This is a genomic window from Rubripirellula obstinata (assembly GCF_001642955.1).
Taxonomy (GTDB): domain Bacteria; phylum Planctomycetota; class Planctomycetia; order Pirellulales; family Pirellulaceae; genus Rubripirellula; species Rubripirellula obstinata.
Genome location: NZ_LWSK01000013.1, coordinates 42,952 through 60,822, shown reverse-complemented (window position 1 = coordinate 60,822; position 17,871 = coordinate 42,952). Strand labels below are relative to the sequence as shown.

Here is a 17,871-nt window from a genome sequence, read left to right as displayed (position 1 = left end):
CGGTAACTCTGTGTCACTATATTTTCGTTTTCGTGTCACTGTGTTTTCGTTAATTCTTCCCAGCCAAAAGAAAAGGGAAGCGAGATCCAGTGTCTCGCTTCCCAATGGATGGTCGTGGAAGACGCGAAAGCATTAGCTTTCGATTGCCTTTTTTGCATCCTGATCGACCTTTGCGGCTTCCGCTTTCGCGTCAGACTTTAGGTCCGCGGATTCCGACTTGGCCTGCTCGGCCGCGTCGTCGGCGACGGCCTTTGCATCATCCTTCAACTGCTGGGGATGCAAGCCTTCTTCCTTTGCAGCGTCACTGATCGAATCGGCTGCCTTCTCGACCGTTCGTGCGGCACGCTCGGCGAGGCTTTCGCCAGTCAGACCTTGTGACTCGGCAGACTGCTTCGCCGTCTCGACCGTGTTCTCGACTGCTTCTTGGCCACGCTGATAAACTTGTTCGGCGTGACTGCGTGTTTGGCGAATTGCTTCGTCGGATGTCTCACCCATCAGCTCGTCTTCGCGACGAGTTCTTGGGATCAACGCGCCCGCGATCGCTCCCAAAGCCATGATCCCCAAACCCAGTGCGAGCGGAGCTTCATCGTGAGCACGTTCGACACGTCGTGCGGTTGCACTGCAAGCACGCGAAATTTGCTCGCCCGCTTGGCTCGACGCCGATGCGACTTGGCGTGCGGACTGACGACCGGTTTGCCGCGTGCCGCGAGCAGCGTCACGAGCGGCGGCACGGCTGCGCAAATAGGCTCGGCGTGAGGTGTCCTTCGTCGTTGCACCAGCCGATGAAACCGCGTCACCCACCGATGATGCGGCAGACTTCACACCGTCCACGGCGGAACAAGCAGCATCGCTGATTGCGTCGCCGGTCGAGCTGGCCGTGTCCGACACCGATGCAGCGGCCGAAGACGCAGTCGACTTGGTGGAATCCCATGCGGAACTGAAAGCGTCGCCGGTTGACGAAGCTGCCGACGCGGTCGTCCGCCGTGCCTTTTCAGTCAAGCCGGGCGAGTTTTCATCGCTGCCGTCATCTCGGTAGCTTTCCGGCACAACGATATCGGATTGGCTCTCACCGACGTCATATTGCGTATCGAGCAACAAATCGTCTTCGGTGTAGTAACCGGGGTCATCGTCGAGTCGCTCGCCGCCGACCATGAAATCGTCCTGCAAGGCACGCCTGCGCGGGATGGGTTCACAATTATCTTCAGCTTCTTCGCGGCGGTTTCCCAACGCCAACCACGCCAGACCGGCACCAACCAACGACGCGCCGATGGGATTGTCACGGACTTGCCGACCTAGGTTGGTTGCGAAGTCGCTCGCCGAGTCGCCCACTTGCTTCGCGGTGTTGCGACTCGATGGGCTTTGAAAGATCGATAGCACATCGTCCAACAAGTTGCGAGGGTTCAATCGCTCGCCGAGTTCGTCGAGCGTCTCGTCCATCGCACCGCGAGTCTGGTCGATCCGCTGTTTGATCTGGCGACTGTCACGATGATCTAAATCGTCGGTCGGTGGGATGCGGTTGGTATGCCGGCCGTTTTCGTGGTGACCGTTGGTGTCTATCGGGTTTTTGCGTGTAGCCATTGCTGGTCCTCCCTCAATGATTGTTTTGTACGTTCAGGCATCGGCGATACGTTCGCCAACGCGTTCTTTGCTTTCGAGAACATCGCCAATCCGATGCCACCGACCACCAATCCAACGATCAATGGTGCGATCCACAAGGCATGGATCGGCAAGCCGGCCAGCCCGATGGCGACGTAGAGTGCGTAAGAGACGGCGAGCAGGCAGAAGATCAAACCCAGATGAGCGATCGCGCCGCCGGCGATCAACATGCCCGTGTTACGGCCAACCAAGCTCGCCTTTTCACTCATCTCGGTCTTCGCTAACGCGACTTCTTCGCGAACCAGTGCGACGGATTCGTCGCGCAATTCTTTCACTAAGTCGGATAGCGATCGGGGGTCGTTCGCGTCGTAATCGTCTAAACGGTTTTTACCGTTGGTGTGATATCCAGTACTCATGATGTCGAGCCTCCATTAAGGTTGATCGAGCATTCGTTTTGACTTGCCATTGACGGCCGCGTGTTGGCGACGGCGGTGGTGTCATGGCCGAACGCTTCGGGCGGACGGTGTTGGTCATGCGAAAGTTCGCGATGGCTGGTGTGTTGTCGCGATGGCTTGGATGCTTTCAGGAATCGCATCGCTGCTAAACCGGCCACGAACAGACCGCCATACACCACTTCGGGACGGCGACGGGCAAAGTCTTGAACGTCGTCAACGAGTTCGCCGACGTCTTTCGACTCGAGCGATTGTCGACAACGATCGAGCTGCTCGGCGGCCGCGTCGACGTAGCTGGCGATCGAGTCATGTTGCTCGTCGTGCAGCTTGCCGGACGCCTTGCGAATCGCTCCGCTGAACACACCGATTTCGTCGGCGACGCGAGCCTTCTTTTCGCGAGCGTACTGGGCACCGGATTGCTTGGCCTGCTCGGCTGCCTGGCAAGCTTTCGCTTTGGCGGCCTCGGTCATCTCGACCGCTTGCCGCTTCAGTTCTTCTTGCTTCGCAGCAGCCTCGGCGTGAATTGATTGGGTCGGGTGCGACGCTTGATCTTGCGCGAACGTCTCGCTTGAATCGGCTGGCGTCACACGGTCGGTTGCTTGAACCATTCTCAAACTCCTTCGTGCGAGTAATGTTGTTGTTAAACAAACAAGAGTCGCAAGTCGCATGCCAAAGACAGAGCAAGCACTGGTTCAACCGATGCTACTTTGAATCACCAGCATCGCTGCGTTCGTGTAGCTTTTGCATTCTTTCGTGAGTCTCGAACTCGTCTGTCGGTGGTTCGGGATGCTTCGTGACTTCGGATGGATTGGGCGACTCGAACTCCTCGGATGGTTCGGTGGCCCTTTGGTTTTGAACGGACGCTTTTGTTGGCTCAGACATGACGGGTGCTTTTCCTCCAAATGAAATGTGTGTTTTGGGAAAATGTGTGATTTGAAATCAGCCATCGACGGCCATCATGCTGCCGCAAGACATTGGGGATGAAAGACGTCGCAAGATTAGTGCCAATGATCGGCACGGATACTGATCGTTCGCTTTGAGTTTCCGGGGGTGCACCCAACGCCGTGAAGAGTTTCTAAATCGTTTAACCGCGTGGGCATCGCCCCGCGCGTTGTGCTGGCCCGAACGCGCGGGGCGATGCCCAACGCGGCTAAACGAACTAACACGTTTTTTACGGGATCAAAACTCTTCACGGCGTTGGGGTGCGCCTACGGCGGCCCTGTCCGTTAAACGTCAGTGTCTTTACGCCGGAGGCGTTTTAGCCATTAGCCGGCGGTCGAGCGTAGCGAACACCGCCGGAACCGAAATCATCACCGAACACCGACCCCGAAGGTGGTCGCAGCGACTCGGCGCGGACGGTTCTGCGACCGCCTTCGGGGTCGATCAGGTGTGGTCGTCATCGTTGACCCCAGGTGCGCTCCGCGACCTGGGGCTAATCGTGAAATCCCTTCGGGATACCGTCGCAGTTACGTATTTTGGTCCGTCGCTGGATCGAACGGATCTGTAGAATGCCCAGGGTAAGATTGCTCAGGGTAAGTCTGCGCAGGGTAAGTCTGCGCAGGGTAAGTCTGCGCAGGGCTGGTACCCTTTCCCCTTCAATCGACTTCGGTGACGACATCGTCATCGTCGTCCATTTCTTCGAGGTTGTCGGCGCGATTTTCGCCCGCGTCTTCGATGTTGTCCGCAATCATCTCCCCACGATCTTCCAAGGTCTCGGCCGCCGTGTCGTAGTTATCGCGAACATCGTCGGCGTACTGCTCCGTCGTGTCGCGTACCTCTTCGGCCCGTTCGTCGTAAACGGAGTCGTCACAGCCGACGAAGATCAATCCCAGTGCCAACGTCAAAACGGTCAGTGCGGTCTTCATGGTTTTTCCTATCAGTGAATGTGTGTTTGTTACTTGCCCATGGACGATCCACGTTAGGGCGATGTTGCTACGACCCTCGCAACCCTCGTGCCAAATCTCGCGGGACTCGGCGTTCCGTTTTCAATCGCGGATGAACCGGCTTGGCCGCTTGCACCCATCGCTCATCTGTCTCCAAAACAACCAGGATGTCCGGATTGGCACCGGCAACCGTTTCTCGCCAGTGCGTGAATTGGTCGTTCTCCTCTTCGACATTGGACACCACGACGCGAATCGTCCGCGGATCTTCCCTGTGATCGCCGCGATCTTTCGCCTCGGTCGAGTAGTCCAGTGATCTGCAGAACAGTGAGACATTAAAAACGAAAGTACAAGTAAACGGGGTTGGCAGGAAAACACCCGACGCAGCCGATCAACCAACAAGTAGCATGGCCCCCTGGGCCGTGGTCTTTAGCAACACGCCACGATCTCCACGGCCCAGGGGGCCATGCTACCGGCGACGCGTACGTTATTCACTGCGCCGTCCGTGTATCTACTCGCGATCGGTTTCTCAACCAAGCCGCAAACGATGCGCCTTTTAAAAACCCCGATCCCATTCAACTGCCGTGTCTAAACATCCCCATCAAATAATTTTGGCATACCCATTGCGCGTCACTGCGACTGGTCACCGAGCGAGCGACTCACTTGCCTTTATCACCCCTCACATCAGAACACGATCATGTCACGAACCATTCATCCTTCATGGCGAGGCACGCTGCGAGCGATCGCTTGCACTGCCATTGTTGCCGCTGCCAAAGGCCAACGGCTTCTCCATTGAGTCGGTCTCGATGCAAGGCAAATCAAAAGACAGCGAAGACGAGAAGCAAGAAGGAAAAAGCAACAAAGATTCGACCAGCGAAAAGTTTACCACAGAGCCACAGAGGGACACAGAGAGTTTTCTGGAAGTGGAAACTCTGTGCTCCTCTGTGACTCTGTGGTTCCATCAGAAAAGTGTCCAACGCTAAATGAATCCCGCCTATCTTGTTCACCTGTTGACCGCATCCGGTGTCATCCCGGCGGCGCTGGCGGTCCGCGAGCTGGTTCAGCCCGATTGCGATCCGCGAATCGTGTTTGCATACCTACTGCTTGCAACATTGATTGACGCCGTCGATGGACCGCTCGCTCGGCGGTTTGATGTCAAGCAGAACGCGGGCAGCATTGACGGGCGAGTGATCGACGACTTGCTCGACTACCTGACATTCGCATTCATTCCGTTGATGTTGATTTGGCGAATGCAGTGGATGCCCGCGGGACTTGGGTTCACGGTGACGTTTGCCATGGTCGCCAGTCTGCTGGGGTTCGCGCATCAACACGCCAAAGATGAATCACGCGGCGTGTTTCGCGGCTTTCCGTCTTATTGGAATTTGTACGCGATCTATGCTGGCGCGTTCAGCACCCAAATCAGTCCCTGGTTAACGGCAATCACACTGTGGGTGTTGACGGTGCTGACCGTTTCCCCGGTCTGGGTTCTGTATCCCAACTTGGCCCCAAGGCGATGGAAAATGGCTAGCTTGGGAATCGTCTTCTAGCGGTTTGATTCGATTGCTTTAACGCAAAAATGGGCCGCTACCTTGTGGTGCGGCCCATCGGATCGCTTAAGTTATTGTCAAGCGTCCTACTTAACTTCATTGACAACGCCGTGGTCGTCCATCGCTTCGAGTTGATCAGCGCGACGTTCGCCGGCGTCTTCGATTTCGTCCGCCAGCGTTTCGCTCCGTTCTTCAATCGCATCGCCACGTTCTTCGACGTTGTCGGCTATCGCGTCTGCTCGGTTGCGGACGGCATCGGCTTGCTCGTCATAAACGCTGTCGTTGCATCCAGCCAGCGCTAGACCTAGCGCAAAGGTCAGCATAATGAGAGTCGTTTTCATCGTACTGGCCTCTCAGGAAGGGGTGAGGTGCAACATGTACGTTCAACAGAATCATCAGTTCTTCTTGTTCGATGAACCGTCGCGGTCAACGACGATGTTCTCTTCCTTCACGTTCGCCTGGACGGTTTCGTGATCGGTGACGGTTCGCTTGCCGACCTTGACGCCTTCTTTGGCGACGGTTCGCTTGTTCACGTCGACCTCTTCTTCCTTCAACGTGATGCGTTCTTCGTCGGTGTCGCGGCCGGTGATCGGGCCAGCGGCTCGGCCGTCCATATCAGTGCGTTCGACAACCAATTCTTCTCGCTTGACGGGCACTTCGACGTGCTTGGTGTCGCTGGTGACTTCCTTGCGAACCGTGGCTGATCCGGCGTGGTGATCGGTCGTCTTGTCAACGTCCAAGACTTCCTTGCGAGCGACCATCTTGCCGTCAGTGTTGACGCGTTGCTTTGCCTTGGGGTTGCTGGCATGGTCGCTTTCGCGGCGGTCGTAATCGTACGAGTTGCTGTCATCCAGAATGCAGCTTGCCTTGTGGTACTTGTCCTTGCCCGCCTTAACGGTCACCACAGTGCGGCCACGGTTGAATTCGCTTTCGTAGTATTCAGCTTCTTCTTCAGGGATGCCCAAACCGACAAGAGCACCGATCAATCCGCCAGCCGCGGCGGTTCCGGCGGCACTGGCAGCGACCGCGGCGAGTGCTCCGCCAGCGATCACGGGGCCAACCGCGGGTAGCGCACCAGCGACGATGCCGAGTCCCCACAATGCTCCCGCGCCGAGTCCGCCCACGGCACCCGCGGTGGCACCTTCGGCGGCGTGATTGCCTTCGGTTTTCGTTTGCTTGCCGTAGCTGCCATCGTGGTCCTTGGCGGCGATGCCGATTTGTTCTTCGGTGAAGCCGGCGTTCTTCAAATCGCGGACAGCCTTTTGAGCTTCGGCGTGCGAGTGGAAGACACCGACGACGGTTTCGCGGTTGGTGTGTTTGGTGTTGTGACGAGTGTTGCTAGCGGTGGTGTTGCGGGCAGTTTGAGTTGCCATGGTTGTGTTCCTTGTGCATAAGTAATGAGTGTTCCGTTGGTCCAGCGCTCGCTGGCGGAGATACCTAAACCAAATGCACATGCTGTGCCACTCATTAACTCACCAATGCTTCACCCATTTCGTTGGACAGTCGAATCGATTGAGTAGGAAAAGCAAAGTCGATTCCGGCGTCATTGAAACGTTCCAGCAACATCGTGTTAACGATCGTGGCATGGTCGAGATAGCTGAACCAACCTCGCTCGGTGTCACGCTGCGGTGAGGTGGAATCTTCGTCCATCATGTACCAATAGTCAGCGCGTATATTTAGATAGTGCGATCCAAATTCCTCGAACCAAACCTGTGGCGGGTGAGCATCCAGATCGGCTTGTCCGTCGCTGACGATCGGGTCGCTGTTAAGAATATCGTTCAGGATATCGATCGCTTCGTTAACCTTGTGGGCGGGCGTGTCGTAGGTGATCTGCACATCCATGATCCGCCGCAAATACTTTCGCATTGACATGTTTTCTACCGTGTCGTCGATGAACTTCATGTTGGGCACGGACAAGACTTCGCCGGACAACAACCGCACTCGTGTGACCTGCAAACTGACGTCTTCGACTTGACCAATTTCGCCCGCGAACTTGATCCAGTCACCTTTGATAAACGGACGGCTGGCGAAAATCGTCAGCGCTCCGAACAAGTTCTTCACCGCGTCCTGTGCCGCCAGCGACAACGCCAGCGCAATGATGCTGAACCCACCAATCAGAGCGGTCACGTTCCACTTGAAAACATTTTGAAAGACGAACAACAGCAAGACCACGGTGGCAAAGACTCGCAAGCCACGCCGAACGACCAGCGACATCATTTTGGCATACGGATCATCATCGCCATAGAAAGTACGGCGGACGCCCAAGCAAAGCAACTCGATCAGTGACACGATCAGATAGACACCTGCCAGCACCATGGCGGCTTCGATCAAGTTCCAACGGAACGCCGACAACGCCGGGTGCATATAGATTTTGGCCGAACCGATCGCCGCCCCCAGAACGATTAGCAGGATCACGGCCGGGATCATCAAGCTGCTTAAAATTGGCGTGATGAAGTTGTCACCATCGCTTTCACGTTTGGCAATCAACTTAGTGACGCCCTTGTAGACAAGCCAAGCGACAGCGATCCCCGCAACCGTCCAAACGATTGCCAGTAACCAATCCACTGCCGATGTCTTGCGATAGGTCGGTTCGACGACGCTCAAAAACAGATCGCCTTTCCGCTCAATGCGTTTACGTGGCGGAATGGCTTTCAAACTATCAAGCAGATCGGCCGCCCCGCTCGCGGTCTTCTCACTGAAGTTCCACTGGTCGCCATTTTCCACCAACACGATGCTGCCTTGGGGAGCACTGCCAATGGCTTTGTACGCCCAATCGCTCGCGATTCCGCGTGGGAACAACTCAAAACGCGTGATTTTTTGGTCGGCGACCATCTTCTCGCCGGGAATCGTTCCTGGGCTGATCTCTGGCAGTCGATCAAAGACGTGCAGCAAATCGGTTGCAACTTGCTCGGGATTGTTCGTACCAGCAGGAAGGACACCGAGTGCCCGATCCAACGGTTCTCGCCGACCTTGGGCGACGTGGTTCATTGCTTCAACGAACGTCATCAAGGCGTCACGCGGACTCGCCTGTGAATCGTACTCGGGCGACTCGGCGGTGAACTTCTGGTGTTCAGGTTGAAACAGATCCAGCATCGCATCGCCGCCGGATTCCATCAATTCAAAGAAACCAACTTGCGTCGACTTGGGCCGTCCACCATCGGGATGACTATCGCCGGACGAAAGCAGCGATTGAGCGCAAGCGGAATCGGAAACGCATGCCAGTAGAACGAACGCCGCCAACGCTCGAAAGAGTTGTTGCGATGTCATGGCGTAAGATTTGGCAGACGTACTCATGAAGGTTCTTCTAGCGATAGCGTGAGCAATGACAGACCTAGGCTGAGCGGCGAACGGCGGTTCTCAGCTTCTACACCTCATTCCAGGTTTGTTGAAAGCTGATCGCTTCCAACTCGCCTTCGGGGTCACGTGCGATCGCCTTCATGGCAGGGTCAATAAGCGTCTCCACCCATTGGCCGAACAACATTTCGGGTTGCCAATCGTTGAAGTTGTCGAACGCCATGATGAACGTTTCTTCGACGATGTCGGCGATGGTGAAGCGATTTCCGATCTTGGCTTGAATTTGCGGGTAACGCTGCAACCAGCGGCCAACTCGCTCTCGCAAACTCTCTTCGATCGGATACATCGCCTTGCGAAATTCCAAGTAGTTGCCTTGCTCAACCGCCTTGGCAACTTGCTTTCCATCCATCCGCCGATTTGGTTCGACTTCCATCGTCGTGCCTGCGGCCATGCGAGCTTGTTCCGGTTCGCCGGACATGGTTGCCTTGTAATGTTCAATGCGGCGGATCATCTTTTGAACGCTTTTTTCGAGACTCTGCTCCCACGATTCGCTGACGTCGCCGGTGGCAAACGTTTGGCCGGGCAGCACCAACGCAAGTTTGATCTCGTACTCTTCGCTGTTGGAGTTGTATTCGACGTTGATGTGCAGGATCTGCGTCGGGAATTCTTCGATGAGTTGGCGGATACGGTCACACTCGGCCGCAATGGCTTCTTGCTCACGCTCGGTTGGCGTGAAGCCCTCGGTGTCCAGATCGGTTTCAAAGGTCGGTTCTGCAAATGTCATGATTGTCTCTCGGGGGTTGGGGAAGTGTGGTTTAGTGGTGGATGAGGTCACGAGTCCTGGCACGGGAAAGCGCCGGGGGACTCGTCACCTCGTCCACGACGCCATCCGTCGAGCAAAACCTGGCCGATGACACCGAGCAAGAACCCCAGAACGGAAGCGACGGCAGGTGCCCTTTGATTGCCGCTTTTGGATTGAGGGGCAAGGTCTTGAAAGGTGAGATAGAGGATGCCACTGGCGGCGAAGAGCATGATGAAGCCGACGACTTTCGGGTACGCGGATAAATGCTGATAGCCGATCCACTGTGGCGAAATCTTCTCGATCATCGCGATCGCGCCACCGATCGGTATTGCCGCACCGGCCATGGTGGTTAGCAAGAGTACTTGCACAAGCTCGTTCACGATTCACCCTTGTTCTCAGCCTGCGGCGGTCTGCTCCGCGTGCTTCCCTTCAGCGAATTCTTCGATCGCCTTTGCGCAAAACGCGTCCAGGTCGTCGGGGTTTCGACTGGTGACCAGTCCTTGGTCGCAAACACACGACTCATTGACCCACTCGGCTCCCGCGTTCTTCAAGTCGGTTTTCAAACTTGGCCAAGACGTGACTCGGCGTCCATGGACAACGTCGGCTTCGATCAACGTCCAAGGGCCGTGACAAATCGCGGCCACGGGCTTGTGCTGTTTGAAAAAGTCTCGCACGAAACTTACCGAGTCTTCACAGGTCCGCAGGGAATCGGGATTCGCGACGCCGCCTGGCAGAACCAAGCCGTCGAAGTTTTCGGCCGACGCCGAATTGACGTTCAAGTCCACCGAGAACGTGTCGGCTTTTTCGTCGTGGTTCATTCCTTGAATCTCGCCATCCTTCGGCGACACCAAAACCACTTCGGCTCCGGCGTCGCGGATCGCTTCCCAGGGCTGCGTTAGTTCAATTTGTTCAAATCCGTCGGTTGCCAAGAATGCAATGCGTTTTCCACGTAGCTGTTTGTCAGTCATGTTTCGCTCCTTTGGATGAAAGAAAGGTAACTCTTTGTGAACACAGCAGCGAATCGTGTGCCGAGCCTTATGGGGCTTGTTGCGAGATCTTTTGCAGGCCGTCGTCGGTGATCACCAATCGGGTTGATTCCGTGATTGAGAACTCTGTTTCGCTTTCCTGCATTTGGAGGGTGGTTGGGAAGCAGCGTTTCATGCGAATGACTCCTCGCGGCGGAAGCTCGACGGTGTCTTCGCTGTCGTTGGCCAAAATCTCAAGCGTCTTCGCTTCGCTTGACCGGTTGGTCACTTCCAATTCAATCGCCGCAGACTTCGGCCGACCGAACAATTGCACGGCATAGTAGGTGACGCCATCAGTGGTCGCGACGGCCACGCCAGTATCAAGGACGTAGTCGGCGAGCATGTTTTCACGATGCGGTGGCGAGTCGATCCAACCTTGCACGAACGTTTCGATCAAACCGTCGGAACTCACTTCGCCCGTGTTGGTGCGATAGGCAATGTTTTCACGGACGACGCAGTATCGGTAGCCCGCTGCTTTGGCACGGGCAGCCGGTGTTCGTCCGTCGGCGCGGTGCCCGTACTTTCCGGTTTCGGCCATGAACCGAGCGAACTTGGCAGCGGCTTGGTTCAAGTCTTCGTCGATCGACACCGGTTCCAGCCCGTTTTGAGCGCGAAAGGCATTGGTTTGTTCAGCGATCGCTGATTCGACGTTGCGAATCATTTCTTTGTCGTCGACCGGTTCGTTTCCGATCGAACGCCCCGATGCAAAGCAGAGAACAAAGAACAGGGTAATGTGGATGCGGAGCATGGGATGACTCGATTCTGGTTGAAGAAACGGCGTTGGGGGAATTGCGTTGGGTTTTGAAATCATTTCGTGGGATCGTGTCCCCAGTTTTTCAAGCTGTAACACCAATCGGTTTCGGCGATGTCGCCTTCCGGTCGCTGGGCGGTGTGTCGTTTGATGTAATGGCAGACTTTGTTCATGTGTTCGATCTGTTGATCGGTTAAGTCGGCTTTGTTGGTCCGTTTGATCTGAACGATCGACTCGCCCGATTGATGGCCGACTGATTCGTCTTCGCCATCGCGCACGTACCCGACGGATTTGGATTCATCCGTCTCGAGCCAATCGGCGAGTTCCTGCGGCTGCATGTTCACCAGGTCTTTGAACTGCTGGTAGGTTTCTTCGTGCTGGTCATTCAAAGTGCGAGTCATTTGATTCTCTTTGCTGGGTGGCTTTGCATGGTGGATCCGGACAGTTGGAACGAAACCGCAAACGTTGTTCCAGAGCCGAGGGATCTGGCATTTGCTGACGGAGAATGACACAAAATCACAACTCTTCGTCCACGAAGATCACGTGCTGAAAATAGTTCTGCGATTCAAAGCTTGCTCCCAAGGCACCGATCAAAATCCCCAGCGAACTGCAAAAGCAGCTCATCATCCACCGGCTACTCAGACCGACGTTGACGGCGTCCAGGTCGCTCGATGCCGCCCAACCCGCGATCAAGTTCGACGAAAAAAGTGCGGTCACCACCAACATTCCTGCCGCTGCCAAACAAACCCAGGTCGTTGCCATTCCACCGGCAACGATCAAAATTGCGGACAAGGCGGTCACGACGTTTTGCTCGCTGCGATTGCGTCGACGGCGAATCAACAACTGTTGCCGGATAGCCACAAAAATGGTCGTCGTGATTGCGACAAGAATGCCCAGCACGATCACGGACGTTGTGCTTTGCGACAAAGCCAAATCCCATGCTTCGGCGGTCATCAACAAGATCAACAGCGTTGACACCGAAGCGATCGTCAAACCAGGCAACCGCAGTGGAAATTGCCACGGGCGAGCCGCGCGGACGGCTTCGGCGATCTCATGCCGGTTGATCCAAGCGGCTCGCATCAAAAACGACAGCTCGTTTCCCGCGTCCCCGTTTTGTTCTTCCAAACGCTGGTCAGCAGTCTCGATCAACGCACGCTGAATCTTCGTTTGCTCGGTGTCACTGAAACTGGCAGCGGTGTCCAGATCCGCGATTGCCGTCGGCCGCGACATGATCCGGTCGTTGGCATCCGTTTGCGACAACCCCGAAAGATGGCCGATGGCGTGGAGCATTAAGCGATGCAATCGTTCGGTCAGACGCTTGATTCGTTGCGAAGACTCGATTTTTTCACCGATGGCATGCGGATCGATCAGCGAAGTCGAAAACACCGCCGCGTCGAGCGGGCGACTGAGCGCGGCGTAGCAAGTGGACGAGGAATACTTGCCAAGCAATTCGGCGGCCGTCACCACGAACGCGAAATCCCAACCCTTCGCATCACGTTCTTCTTGCGCCCGTCGCAGCAACACGCTTGGCTCGACTCGCGTCCCCAAAACCATCTCACGCCGTTGCACTTGAACAAATCGAAACGTTAGTCCAGCGGATTGGTGCGACCGCTGCAGGTTCGATCGCAATGATTCCACCGCGTCACGTAGCGACCGCTGGTCGATCGAATCAAGCTCGCCAGCGACAACGATACCGATCTCGATCAACAACAGCGTTTGATTGGCGTCTTTTCGGCGCGCGGTCTCTGACCCGCGATGCGTTTCGATAATGGTTTCCATGCAGCCGGAGTGATCGGTGAAGAGTCTCGATCGATGCTCCTACTTTAACGCATGATCGGAAGTGGATTCGAGCCAACCGTGAATGGCGTTGTAGACCTGTTGGCGATCTCGTTCGATCAACAAGGAGTGACGGAGGCCGGGGAAGACTTGTTGTTGACATTGCTTGCCCGCTTTGGCGATCAATTCGTTGGTCGTGTCGTGATCGCAAAGCTCATCCTGGTCGCCCATCAAGACGAGAAGTTTGACGCTCAAATGATCGGCATGTTCGCTGAGCCAAAGTCCTTGATTGATCAATTGAGCTCCGATGCCAACCGCTAGCTTCTCGTGCGTCAGTTCATCGTCGGCGATGATGTTTTGAACGCCGGCATCGCGAGTCAGTTGTTCTGGTTCGACTGACGCGGAGACTCGAAGGTGCGGAATGAGTTTGCCGGTCAGCCACGCGGCAAAGGCCTGTGGGGGCGTCGGCGGATTCGGTGGCAGGATCATCGGGTTGGTGACGATCGCCCGGTGAACGTATTCGTGGTCACGATCGAGTAGATGGTTCAGGACCAAGTTGCCACCCATGCTGTGTCCAAGAAGCACGATCTCGGCACCGCGAAAATGTTTGGCGGCATATTCCAACGCAACCGCGATGTCGTCGATCAACGTGTCGAAACTGGGAGCGTCACCGCGACGTCCGGGACTCTCGCCATGGCCGTGTTGGTCATAGATCAACACGCCTCGACCCGCCGCAACCATTCTGTTGATGAAGTCGCCATAGCATCCGATGTGTTCGCCAAGGCCATGAACAACCACAAAGGCTAACGGCACGTCCGCATCGCCTTCGCAGCGAAGTGCAAGCCGCCGGCCGTCGGGTGTTTCCAATGCTTGACCGCAGGATTCCTGTTCGGTGACGATCGACATCAATTCATTCCCAACAAATTTCGCAGACGCCGACTGTCGCTGGCACGACGCACTGATTCGACGGTGGTCATCAAACGCGATTGAGCTGATCGGACCGCTTGATAACTCAACCCTTGATCGCGAGCCGCAAACCACCTCGCCTCGTTGAGTTCCAAATGCAACTGGACCCAATCCGCATCGGCGGGGCGAGCGTCGGGCGTCACGTTGTAACGCGGCATCGAAGCATCGTGATCGCGGTCTGTCGGGTTGCCTTCGATGGCGGTGGTGGCAGGATCCCAATCTGGTCTGGCCGTGCCGCCACGCTCCATTGCCGCCAGCAATTCGTCTTCGCCCTCGGCCGCGATCGCCGGGTTGCGAACCGAAATGTCATCGTCACCGTCGAGCATTTCAGACGCCTCGCGATTCATTTTTCGCTCGGTCAACGGATGCTCGACGTCATAATCGACATCGGGATCATAGTCGTCGGCGTCATAGATTGAATCCTGCGAATAGGGCAACGTCGTCGATCGAGTTTGCACCTCGCGGCGACTGATGTAGCCGGCGGTAGGACCGGCGATGCCTTCGGGATCGGCCGCAGCAATGGCACCCTCCACACCGTCTTCACGAGCGTCGGCAAGGTTGCGTGCTTCCTGGGGTGTCTCGTCGATGTAGTCGTCGACGCGATAGTGGTCGATGTCAATTCGCAAGCGGTTGGCCGTTCGTTCGTCGTCGATGCCAGGATCGTCGTGGCCGATCGGTGTTTCGGTGTCGTAGCGCGACACGATGGCCGGATCGCGTGCTGGATTGAGATTGGTGATCTCCTTCGGGTCCGTTTCCAATCCCATCGAATCCGCAAGCTGCCGGCCGACTTGTTGCGGATCGGGCAGGTCTGTTTCGCCGAGTGAATCGTCATCGAGTGAGCTGTCGGTGGTTTGCGAAGAGCCACTGGGACCTAAGCCACGCCGCAGTCGTCGCCAACCGAATCGTTCCATCGACTCGACCAACGTTTCCGCTCCCGAAGCAACCTTTTCGAGTTCCTCGACCTGCTTCGGCGTCAGCGATGGATCCGACTGAGCCGTCTCCACCGCTAGCTTGCGAACCAAGTTGGCTTCGCTCCAGACAATGCCTGACAATCCCCATTCACTGATCGCGCCGGGTTTTCCGTCCGGCTTTTCAGACGATTGTGGTGCTGGTTCTTGGCCGACCAGAGAGACGGCTGCAAACGCAGCCATCAAAAAATACAGGACGATGACTTGGTGGGTTGTTTGACGCATTGGATTATTTTTTTTTATTAGAATTGAATCGTGACTCGTGCAGAGCGGATTGGTGTTCACGTCTTGGCGATCGCCTGATCGTCGATGTCGACCTTCACCCACGAATAGACCGTCAGTGGCGGCAGGTTCCAAAGCACACCGTTGGTTTTAGAGGGGCCGAACAAGGGTCGCGTGTACCGTTCGACATCGTTGTGAACTTGATATGCAATGAACGTGCCGCCGGGGCGTAGGGCTTCGTGAACGGATTGCGAAATTCGTTTCCCCACCTGTTCGGGCAAAGTACTGAACGGGATGCCCGAGACCACTACGTCGACCAACCCAAGTTCGTGGTCTTGCAAGAATTCCAGCATTCGCATGGCGTCGGCGTACTCAATTCGCAGTCGTGGATCTGCAATTTCCTGAAGCACTTGATCGAACGCTTGCGTCTTTTCGATTGCCAACAAAGTCGATTCGGGGCGCATGTTCGCCAACAGTCCGGCGGTCGTTCCACCCGCACCCGGTCCCAGTTCAACCACTGTGGATGCTTTGCGAACACAATCACGATTGGCGATCGCTCCAATCAACTTGCTGGAACTTGGCACCACCGTGGCAACCTGAACTGGTTGACGCAAAAATGCTTTGACAACGCAGCCAATTCGCGTCGATAGCGGGCGGATGGTTTGCGGTGGGGTGGAAACGTTCATGGCATGGGCTTTCTTCTTCGTAGTGGATCTGTTTTCTATTTATTGACAGACTCCCGTTAGCAAGCTCCCGTTAGCACGTTAGCAAGCCTTGTGCCGTTGACTCACCGATGCGACGCCAGGGTCTCGGCTGATCCGCAGCAAACTCGCGCCGATGATGGATGCTTGCAGCGCCGCCCACACGGCCAAAGTCAGCCACCAATGCGTCACCGCAGCTTCGCCCGTTGGTTCAAGCAACCAACCGCCGGCGACGCAAACCAAACCGGGAACCGCAGTCGCGACCAAAATGATGAACGTGCGACCGATTCCCTTGATGCATGCCCCCAGCACCAAACCGGCGATGTCCGCCAATCCATAAACAGCGGCGTAACCAAGCAGCGTGATCGCGAGCGGTTGAATGCTGTCGCGCTCGTTGGGTTCCAAACCGCCAAGTTGGATCTGCAGCAAGGCATTTGGAAACACCACCAAGGATCCCGCGACCATGATCGCAACGAACATCCCAACCACCAGTGCTCGACCGATCACGACGCGGGCCAATCGAATTCCACCGGACGAATAGGCTTGCCCGGTCACGACCGTGACTGCGGTTGCCAATCCGATCGCGGGAATGGAGAGCAATTGATAAAGACTGAGCGCCGCCGAGGTCGCCGCCAAGCCTGCCACCGACGCGGATCCGATCACCAGCAGGATAAAACTGAACAAGCTTGATCGGATCAGTTGCTGAAGTCCCAGCGCGGACCCCGGAACGACAATTTCGCGAATGATCGTCCGATCTGGCTTCCACGCAGCAGCGAAGTTGCGACGGAAAGACTTCACGCGGATCAATAGCATGACAAAGACCACAACCTTGAACCACATTGCCAACGTTGTCGCAAACGCCGCTCCGAACACGCCCATTGCAGGAACGCCCAGTCCGCCAAAGATCAACCAGAAATCGAGCAGCACGTTGATGGCTGACGATGCAACATTGGTTCGCAAGATCGGCCGCGTGATTCGTCGACCGACAAAGAACGCGGTCAAACCGGCTTCCAACATGGACGCCGGCGCGACCAACAACAAAGTGCGAAAGTACTGAGCTTCTTGGCGAGCGAGTTGCGGCTCGTGCCCGAACGCGGCGAAAAGATTGGAGCTAAAAACCCCAATCAGCAGCAACGCTGGTAAGCACGCAAGCGTCAACCAAACGCATTGCCACACCAATGCCCAAACTCGCCGCGTCGCCGCCCCGCGTCGGCGTTGCCTGCCCATCGCCAACGCGACCAACGGCGTGATGAACCCCATCGTGGTCACGGGAATGCAAGCGACCGCCCAGTACAGATTGCCGGCCGAAACCGAGGCCGCCGACGACGTGGGACCGTACCACATCAACAGGGTTCGATCGGTGAAGAGCGTGATCGAAAAGCACCCAACGGTCGCAGCCAATGGCACGGCAACGGCCAAGATCGCCCAATACCCAAATGGATCTCGGCTGTTTTTTGAATTCGTTGGAAAAGACAAAACGATGGGCGGCTTCTTTCTTTGCGATTGGTTCGGAAGATTGGTTCGGAAGATGCAGGGCACTGAAAACAAACAGACTGCCCCGTTTTCACGCAACTGAAAGTCAACCATGTCAGCAACTTCCGCACCGACCAAGCACACGCATCGCAGTTCCGATCACGTCCGCTCCCACCCATTCCGCGGTTTGACCCCATTCCGCGCATTGATACAGCGTCTGGCGAGAATGATCGCCTTCATCAATCAATCCAATCGGCGACTTCACCGTGCCGGTGCCGTGATCCCAACCGTTGAAAGGTCCGCGTCGATTCCAATGGCGACCGAAACCATGGCGACCGAAAGCATGGCGACCGAAAGCATGGCTACCGAAAGCATGGCTACCGAAAACTCTGGGCAGCATTCGCCTGAATGACTTGGC

21 protein-coding genes are annotated in these 17,871 nt (G+C 56.2%); 2 read left to right on the top strand and 19 right to left on the bottom strand.

Annotated elements, in window-relative coordinates; translation table 11 throughout:
* Positions 1-132: 132 nt before the first annotated feature.
* From RC85_RS06255 to RC85_RS06230, 6 genes are all read right to left on the bottom strand, one after another.
* A complete protein-coding gene (locus RC85_RS06255; RefSeq protein ID WP_068260010.1) occupies positions 133-1,578 on the bottom strand; it encodes a DUF3618 domain-containing protein in 1,446 nt (481 codons plus the stop codon).
* The gene (locus RC85_RS06250; RefSeq protein ID WP_068260007.1) at positions 1,554-2,012 is read right to left on the bottom strand and encodes a phage holin family protein; all 459 of its coding nucleotides are present in this window, start codon (positions 2,010-2,012) and stop codon (positions 1,554-1,556) included. Before RC85_RS06250 ends, RC85_RS06255 begins: the two co-directional genes overlap by 25 nt.
* Complete coding sequence (locus tag RC85_RS06245; RefSeq protein ID WP_068260004.1) at positions 2,009-2,656, bottom strand: hypothetical protein; 648 nt, start codon at positions 2,654-2,656, stop codon at positions 2,009-2,011. The genes RC85_RS06250 and RC85_RS06245 overlap by 4 nt, the downstream gene beginning before the upstream one ends.
* A gap of 94 nt (positions 2,657-2,750) precedes the next feature.
* Entirely contained in the window at positions 2,751-2,930 is a 180-nt protein-coding gene (locus RC85_RS06240) for a hypothetical protein (RefSeq protein WP_068260001.1), read from the bottom strand.
* 713 nt (positions 2,931-3,643) lie between these two features.
* Positions 3,644-3,913: a hypothetical protein gene (locus RC85_RS06235; RefSeq protein WP_068259999.1), complete on the bottom strand. Its 270-nt coding sequence runs from the start codon at positions 3,911-3,913 to the stop codon at positions 3,644-3,646.
* Between the two features lie 67 nt (positions 3,914-3,980).
* Entirely contained in the window at positions 3,981-4,172 is a 192-nt protein-coding gene (locus RC85_RS06230; RefSeq protein ID WP_149752891.1) for a hypothetical protein, read from the bottom strand.
* 739 nt (positions 4,173-4,911) lie between these two features.
* Here RC85_RS06230 and RC85_RS06220 point away from each other — a divergent pair.
* Positions 4,912-5,475: a CDP-alcohol phosphatidyltransferase family protein gene (locus RC85_RS06220; RefSeq protein WP_338060568.1), complete on the top strand. Its 564-nt coding sequence runs from the start codon at positions 4,912-4,914 to the stop codon at positions 5,473-5,475.
* 86 nt (positions 5,476-5,561) lie between these two features.
* Here RC85_RS06220 and RC85_RS06215 read toward each other — a convergent pair whose 3' ends face one another.
* The 13 genes from RC85_RS06215 to RC85_RS06155 form a co-directional block, all read right to left on the bottom strand.
* The gene (locus RC85_RS06215; RefSeq protein ID WP_068259992.1) at positions 5,562-5,816 is read right to left on the bottom strand and encodes a hypothetical protein; all 255 of its coding nucleotides are present in this window, start codon (positions 5,814-5,816) and stop codon (positions 5,562-5,564) included.
* Between the two features lie 54 nt (positions 5,817-5,870).
* Positions 5,871-6,848, bottom strand: a complete 978-nt coding sequence (locus tag RC85_RS06210) for a YsnF/AvaK domain-containing protein (protein WP_068259989.1) — start codon at positions 6,846-6,848, stop codon at positions 5,871-5,873.
* A gap of 94 nt (positions 6,849-6,942) precedes the next feature.
* Positions 6,943-8,769: a mechanosensitive ion channel family protein gene (locus RC85_RS06205; RefSeq protein WP_235033371.1), complete on the bottom strand. Its 1,827-nt coding sequence runs from the start codon at positions 8,767-8,769 to the stop codon at positions 6,943-6,945.
* Positions 8,770-8,839: 70 nt separating this feature from the next.
* On the bottom strand, positions 8,840-9,553 hold the full coding sequence (locus tag RC85_RS06200; RefSeq protein WP_068259986.1) for an HPF/RaiA family ribosome-associated protein: 714 nt from the start codon (positions 9,551-9,553) through the stop codon (positions 8,840-8,842).
* A 47-nt stretch (positions 9,554-9,600) separates the two neighbouring features.
* Positions 9,601-9,951: a ZIP family metal transporter gene (locus RC85_RS06195; protein WP_068259983.1), complete on the bottom strand. Its 351-nt coding sequence runs from the start codon at positions 9,949-9,951 to the stop codon at positions 9,601-9,603.
* Between the two features lie 15 nt (positions 9,952-9,966).
* Complete coding sequence (locus tag RC85_RS06190; RefSeq protein WP_068259980.1) at positions 9,967-10,539, bottom strand: type 1 glutamine amidotransferase domain-containing protein; 573 nt, start codon at positions 10,537-10,539, stop codon at positions 9,967-9,969.
* Positions 10,540-10,606: 67 nt separating this feature from the next.
* Positions 10,607-11,344: a CAP domain-containing protein gene (locus RC85_RS06185; RefSeq protein ID WP_084422397.1), complete on the bottom strand. Its 738-nt coding sequence runs from the start codon at positions 11,342-11,344 to the stop codon at positions 10,607-10,609.
* 59 nt (positions 11,345-11,403) lie between these two features.
* The gene (locus tag RC85_RS06180; protein ID WP_068260065.1) at positions 11,404-11,748 is read right to left on the bottom strand and encodes a DUF3140 domain-containing protein; all 345 of its coding nucleotides are present in this window, start codon (positions 11,746-11,748) and stop codon (positions 11,404-11,406) included.
* A gap of 115 nt (positions 11,749-11,863) precedes the next feature.
* On the bottom strand, positions 11,864-13,126 hold the full coding sequence (locus RC85_RS06175; protein ID WP_235033372.1) for a hypothetical protein: 1,263 nt from the start codon (positions 13,124-13,126) through the stop codon (positions 11,864-11,866).
* A 39-nt stretch (positions 13,127-13,165) separates the two neighbouring features.
* Entirely contained in the window at positions 13,166-14,029 is an 864-nt protein-coding gene (locus tag RC85_RS06170) for an alpha/beta hydrolase (RefSeq protein ID WP_068259974.1), read from the bottom strand.
* The gene (locus RC85_RS06165) at positions 14,029-15,282 is read right to left on the bottom strand and encodes a hypothetical protein (RefSeq protein ID WP_068259972.1); all 1,254 of its coding nucleotides are present in this window, start codon (positions 15,280-15,282) and stop codon (positions 14,029-14,031) included. Before RC85_RS06165 ends, RC85_RS06170 begins: the two co-directional genes overlap by 1 nt.
* Positions 15,283-15,338: 56 nt before the next feature.
* Positions 15,339-15,965 carry a class I SAM-dependent methyltransferase gene (locus tag RC85_RS06160; protein WP_235033373.1) on the bottom strand — a complete coding sequence of 209 codons (627 nt, stop codon included), beginning with the start codon at positions 15,963-15,965 and terminating at the stop codon, positions 15,339-15,341.
* A 78-nt stretch (positions 15,966-16,043) separates the two neighbouring features.
* Positions 16,044-17,567, bottom strand: a complete 1,524-nt coding sequence (locus RC85_RS06155; RefSeq protein ID WP_084422396.1) for an MATE family efflux transporter — start codon at positions 17,565-17,567, stop codon at positions 16,044-16,046.
* Here RC85_RS06155 and RC85_RS26655 point away from each other — a divergent pair.
* Positions 17,566-17,865 carry a hypothetical protein gene (locus RC85_RS26655; RefSeq protein ID WP_149752892.1) on the top strand — a complete coding sequence of 100 codons (300 nt, stop codon included), beginning with the start codon at positions 17,566-17,568 and terminating at the stop codon, positions 17,863-17,865. The genes RC85_RS06155 and RC85_RS26655 overlap by 2 nt on opposite strands.
* Positions 17,866-17,871 lie beyond the last annotated feature (6 nt).

Coding starts and splice junctions, on each gene's coding strand:
- RC85_RS06170 (WP_068259974.1), bottom strand. CDS start 14,029: ATGTCGATCGTCACCGAACAGGAATCCTGCGGTCAAGCATTGGAAACA.
- RC85_RS06175 (WP_235033372.1), bottom strand. CDS start 13,126: ATGGAAACCATTATCGAAACGCATCGCGGGTCAGAGACCGCGCGCCGA.
- RC85_RS06255 (WP_068260010.1), bottom strand. CDS start 1,578: ATGGCTACACGCAAAAACCCGATAGACACCAACGGTCACCACGAAAAC.
- RC85_RS06190 (WP_068259980.1), bottom strand. CDS start 10,539: ATGACTGACAAACAGCTACGTGGAAAACGCATTGCATTCTTGGCAACC.
- RC85_RS06240 (WP_068260001.1), bottom strand. CDS start 2,930: ATGTCTGAGCCAACAAAAGCGTCCGTTCAAAACCAAAGGGCCACCGAA.
- RC85_RS06155 (WP_084422396.1), bottom strand. CDS start 17,567: ATGGTTGACTTTCAGTTGCGTGAAAACGGGGCAGTCTGTTTGTTTTCA.
- RC85_RS06205 (WP_235033371.1), bottom strand. CDS start 8,769: ATGAGTACGTCTGCCAAATCTTACGCCATGACATCGCAACAACTCTTT.
- RC85_RS06160 (WP_235033373.1), bottom strand. CDS start 15,965: ATGAACGTTTCCACCCCACCGCAAACCATCCGCCCGCTATCGACGCGA.
- RC85_RS06200 (WP_068259986.1), bottom strand. CDS start 9,553: ATGACATTTGCAGAACCGACCTTTGAAACCGATCTGGACACCGAGGGC.
- RC85_RS06235 (WP_068259999.1), bottom strand. CDS start 3,913: ATGAAGACCGCACTGACCGTTTTGACGTTGGCACTGGGATTGATCTTC.
- RC85_RS06245 (WP_068260004.1), bottom strand. CDS start 2,656: ATGGTTCAAGCAACCGACCGTGTGACGCCAGCCGATTCAAGCGAGACG.
- RC85_RS06250 (WP_068260007.1), bottom strand. CDS start 2,012: ATGAGTACTGGATATCACACCAACGGTAAAAACCGTTTAGACGATTAC.
- RC85_RS06180 (WP_068260065.1), bottom strand. CDS start 11,748: ATGACTCGCACTTTGAATGACCAGCACGAAGAAACCTACCAGCAGTTC.
- RC85_RS06210 (WP_068259989.1), bottom strand. CDS start 6,848: ATGGCAACTCAAACTGCCCGCAACACCACCGCTAGCAACACTCGTCAC.
- RC85_RS06220 (WP_338060568.1), top strand. CDS start 4,912: ATGAATCCCGCCTATCTTGTTCACCTGTTGACCGCATCCGGTGTCATC.
- RC85_RS06165 (WP_068259972.1), bottom strand. CDS start 15,282: ATGCGTCAAACAACCCACCAAGTCATCGTCCTGTATTTTTTGATGGCT.
- RC85_RS26655 (WP_149752892.1), top strand. CDS start 17,566: ATGTCAGCAACTTCCGCACCGACCAAGCACACGCATCGCAGTTCCGAT.
- RC85_RS06185 (WP_084422397.1), bottom strand. CDS start 11,344: ATGCTCCGCATCCACATTACCCTGTTCTTTGTTCTCTGCTTTGCATCG.
- RC85_RS06215 (WP_068259992.1), bottom strand. CDS start 5,816: ATGAAAACGACTCTCATTATGCTGACCTTTGCGCTAGGTCTAGCGCTG.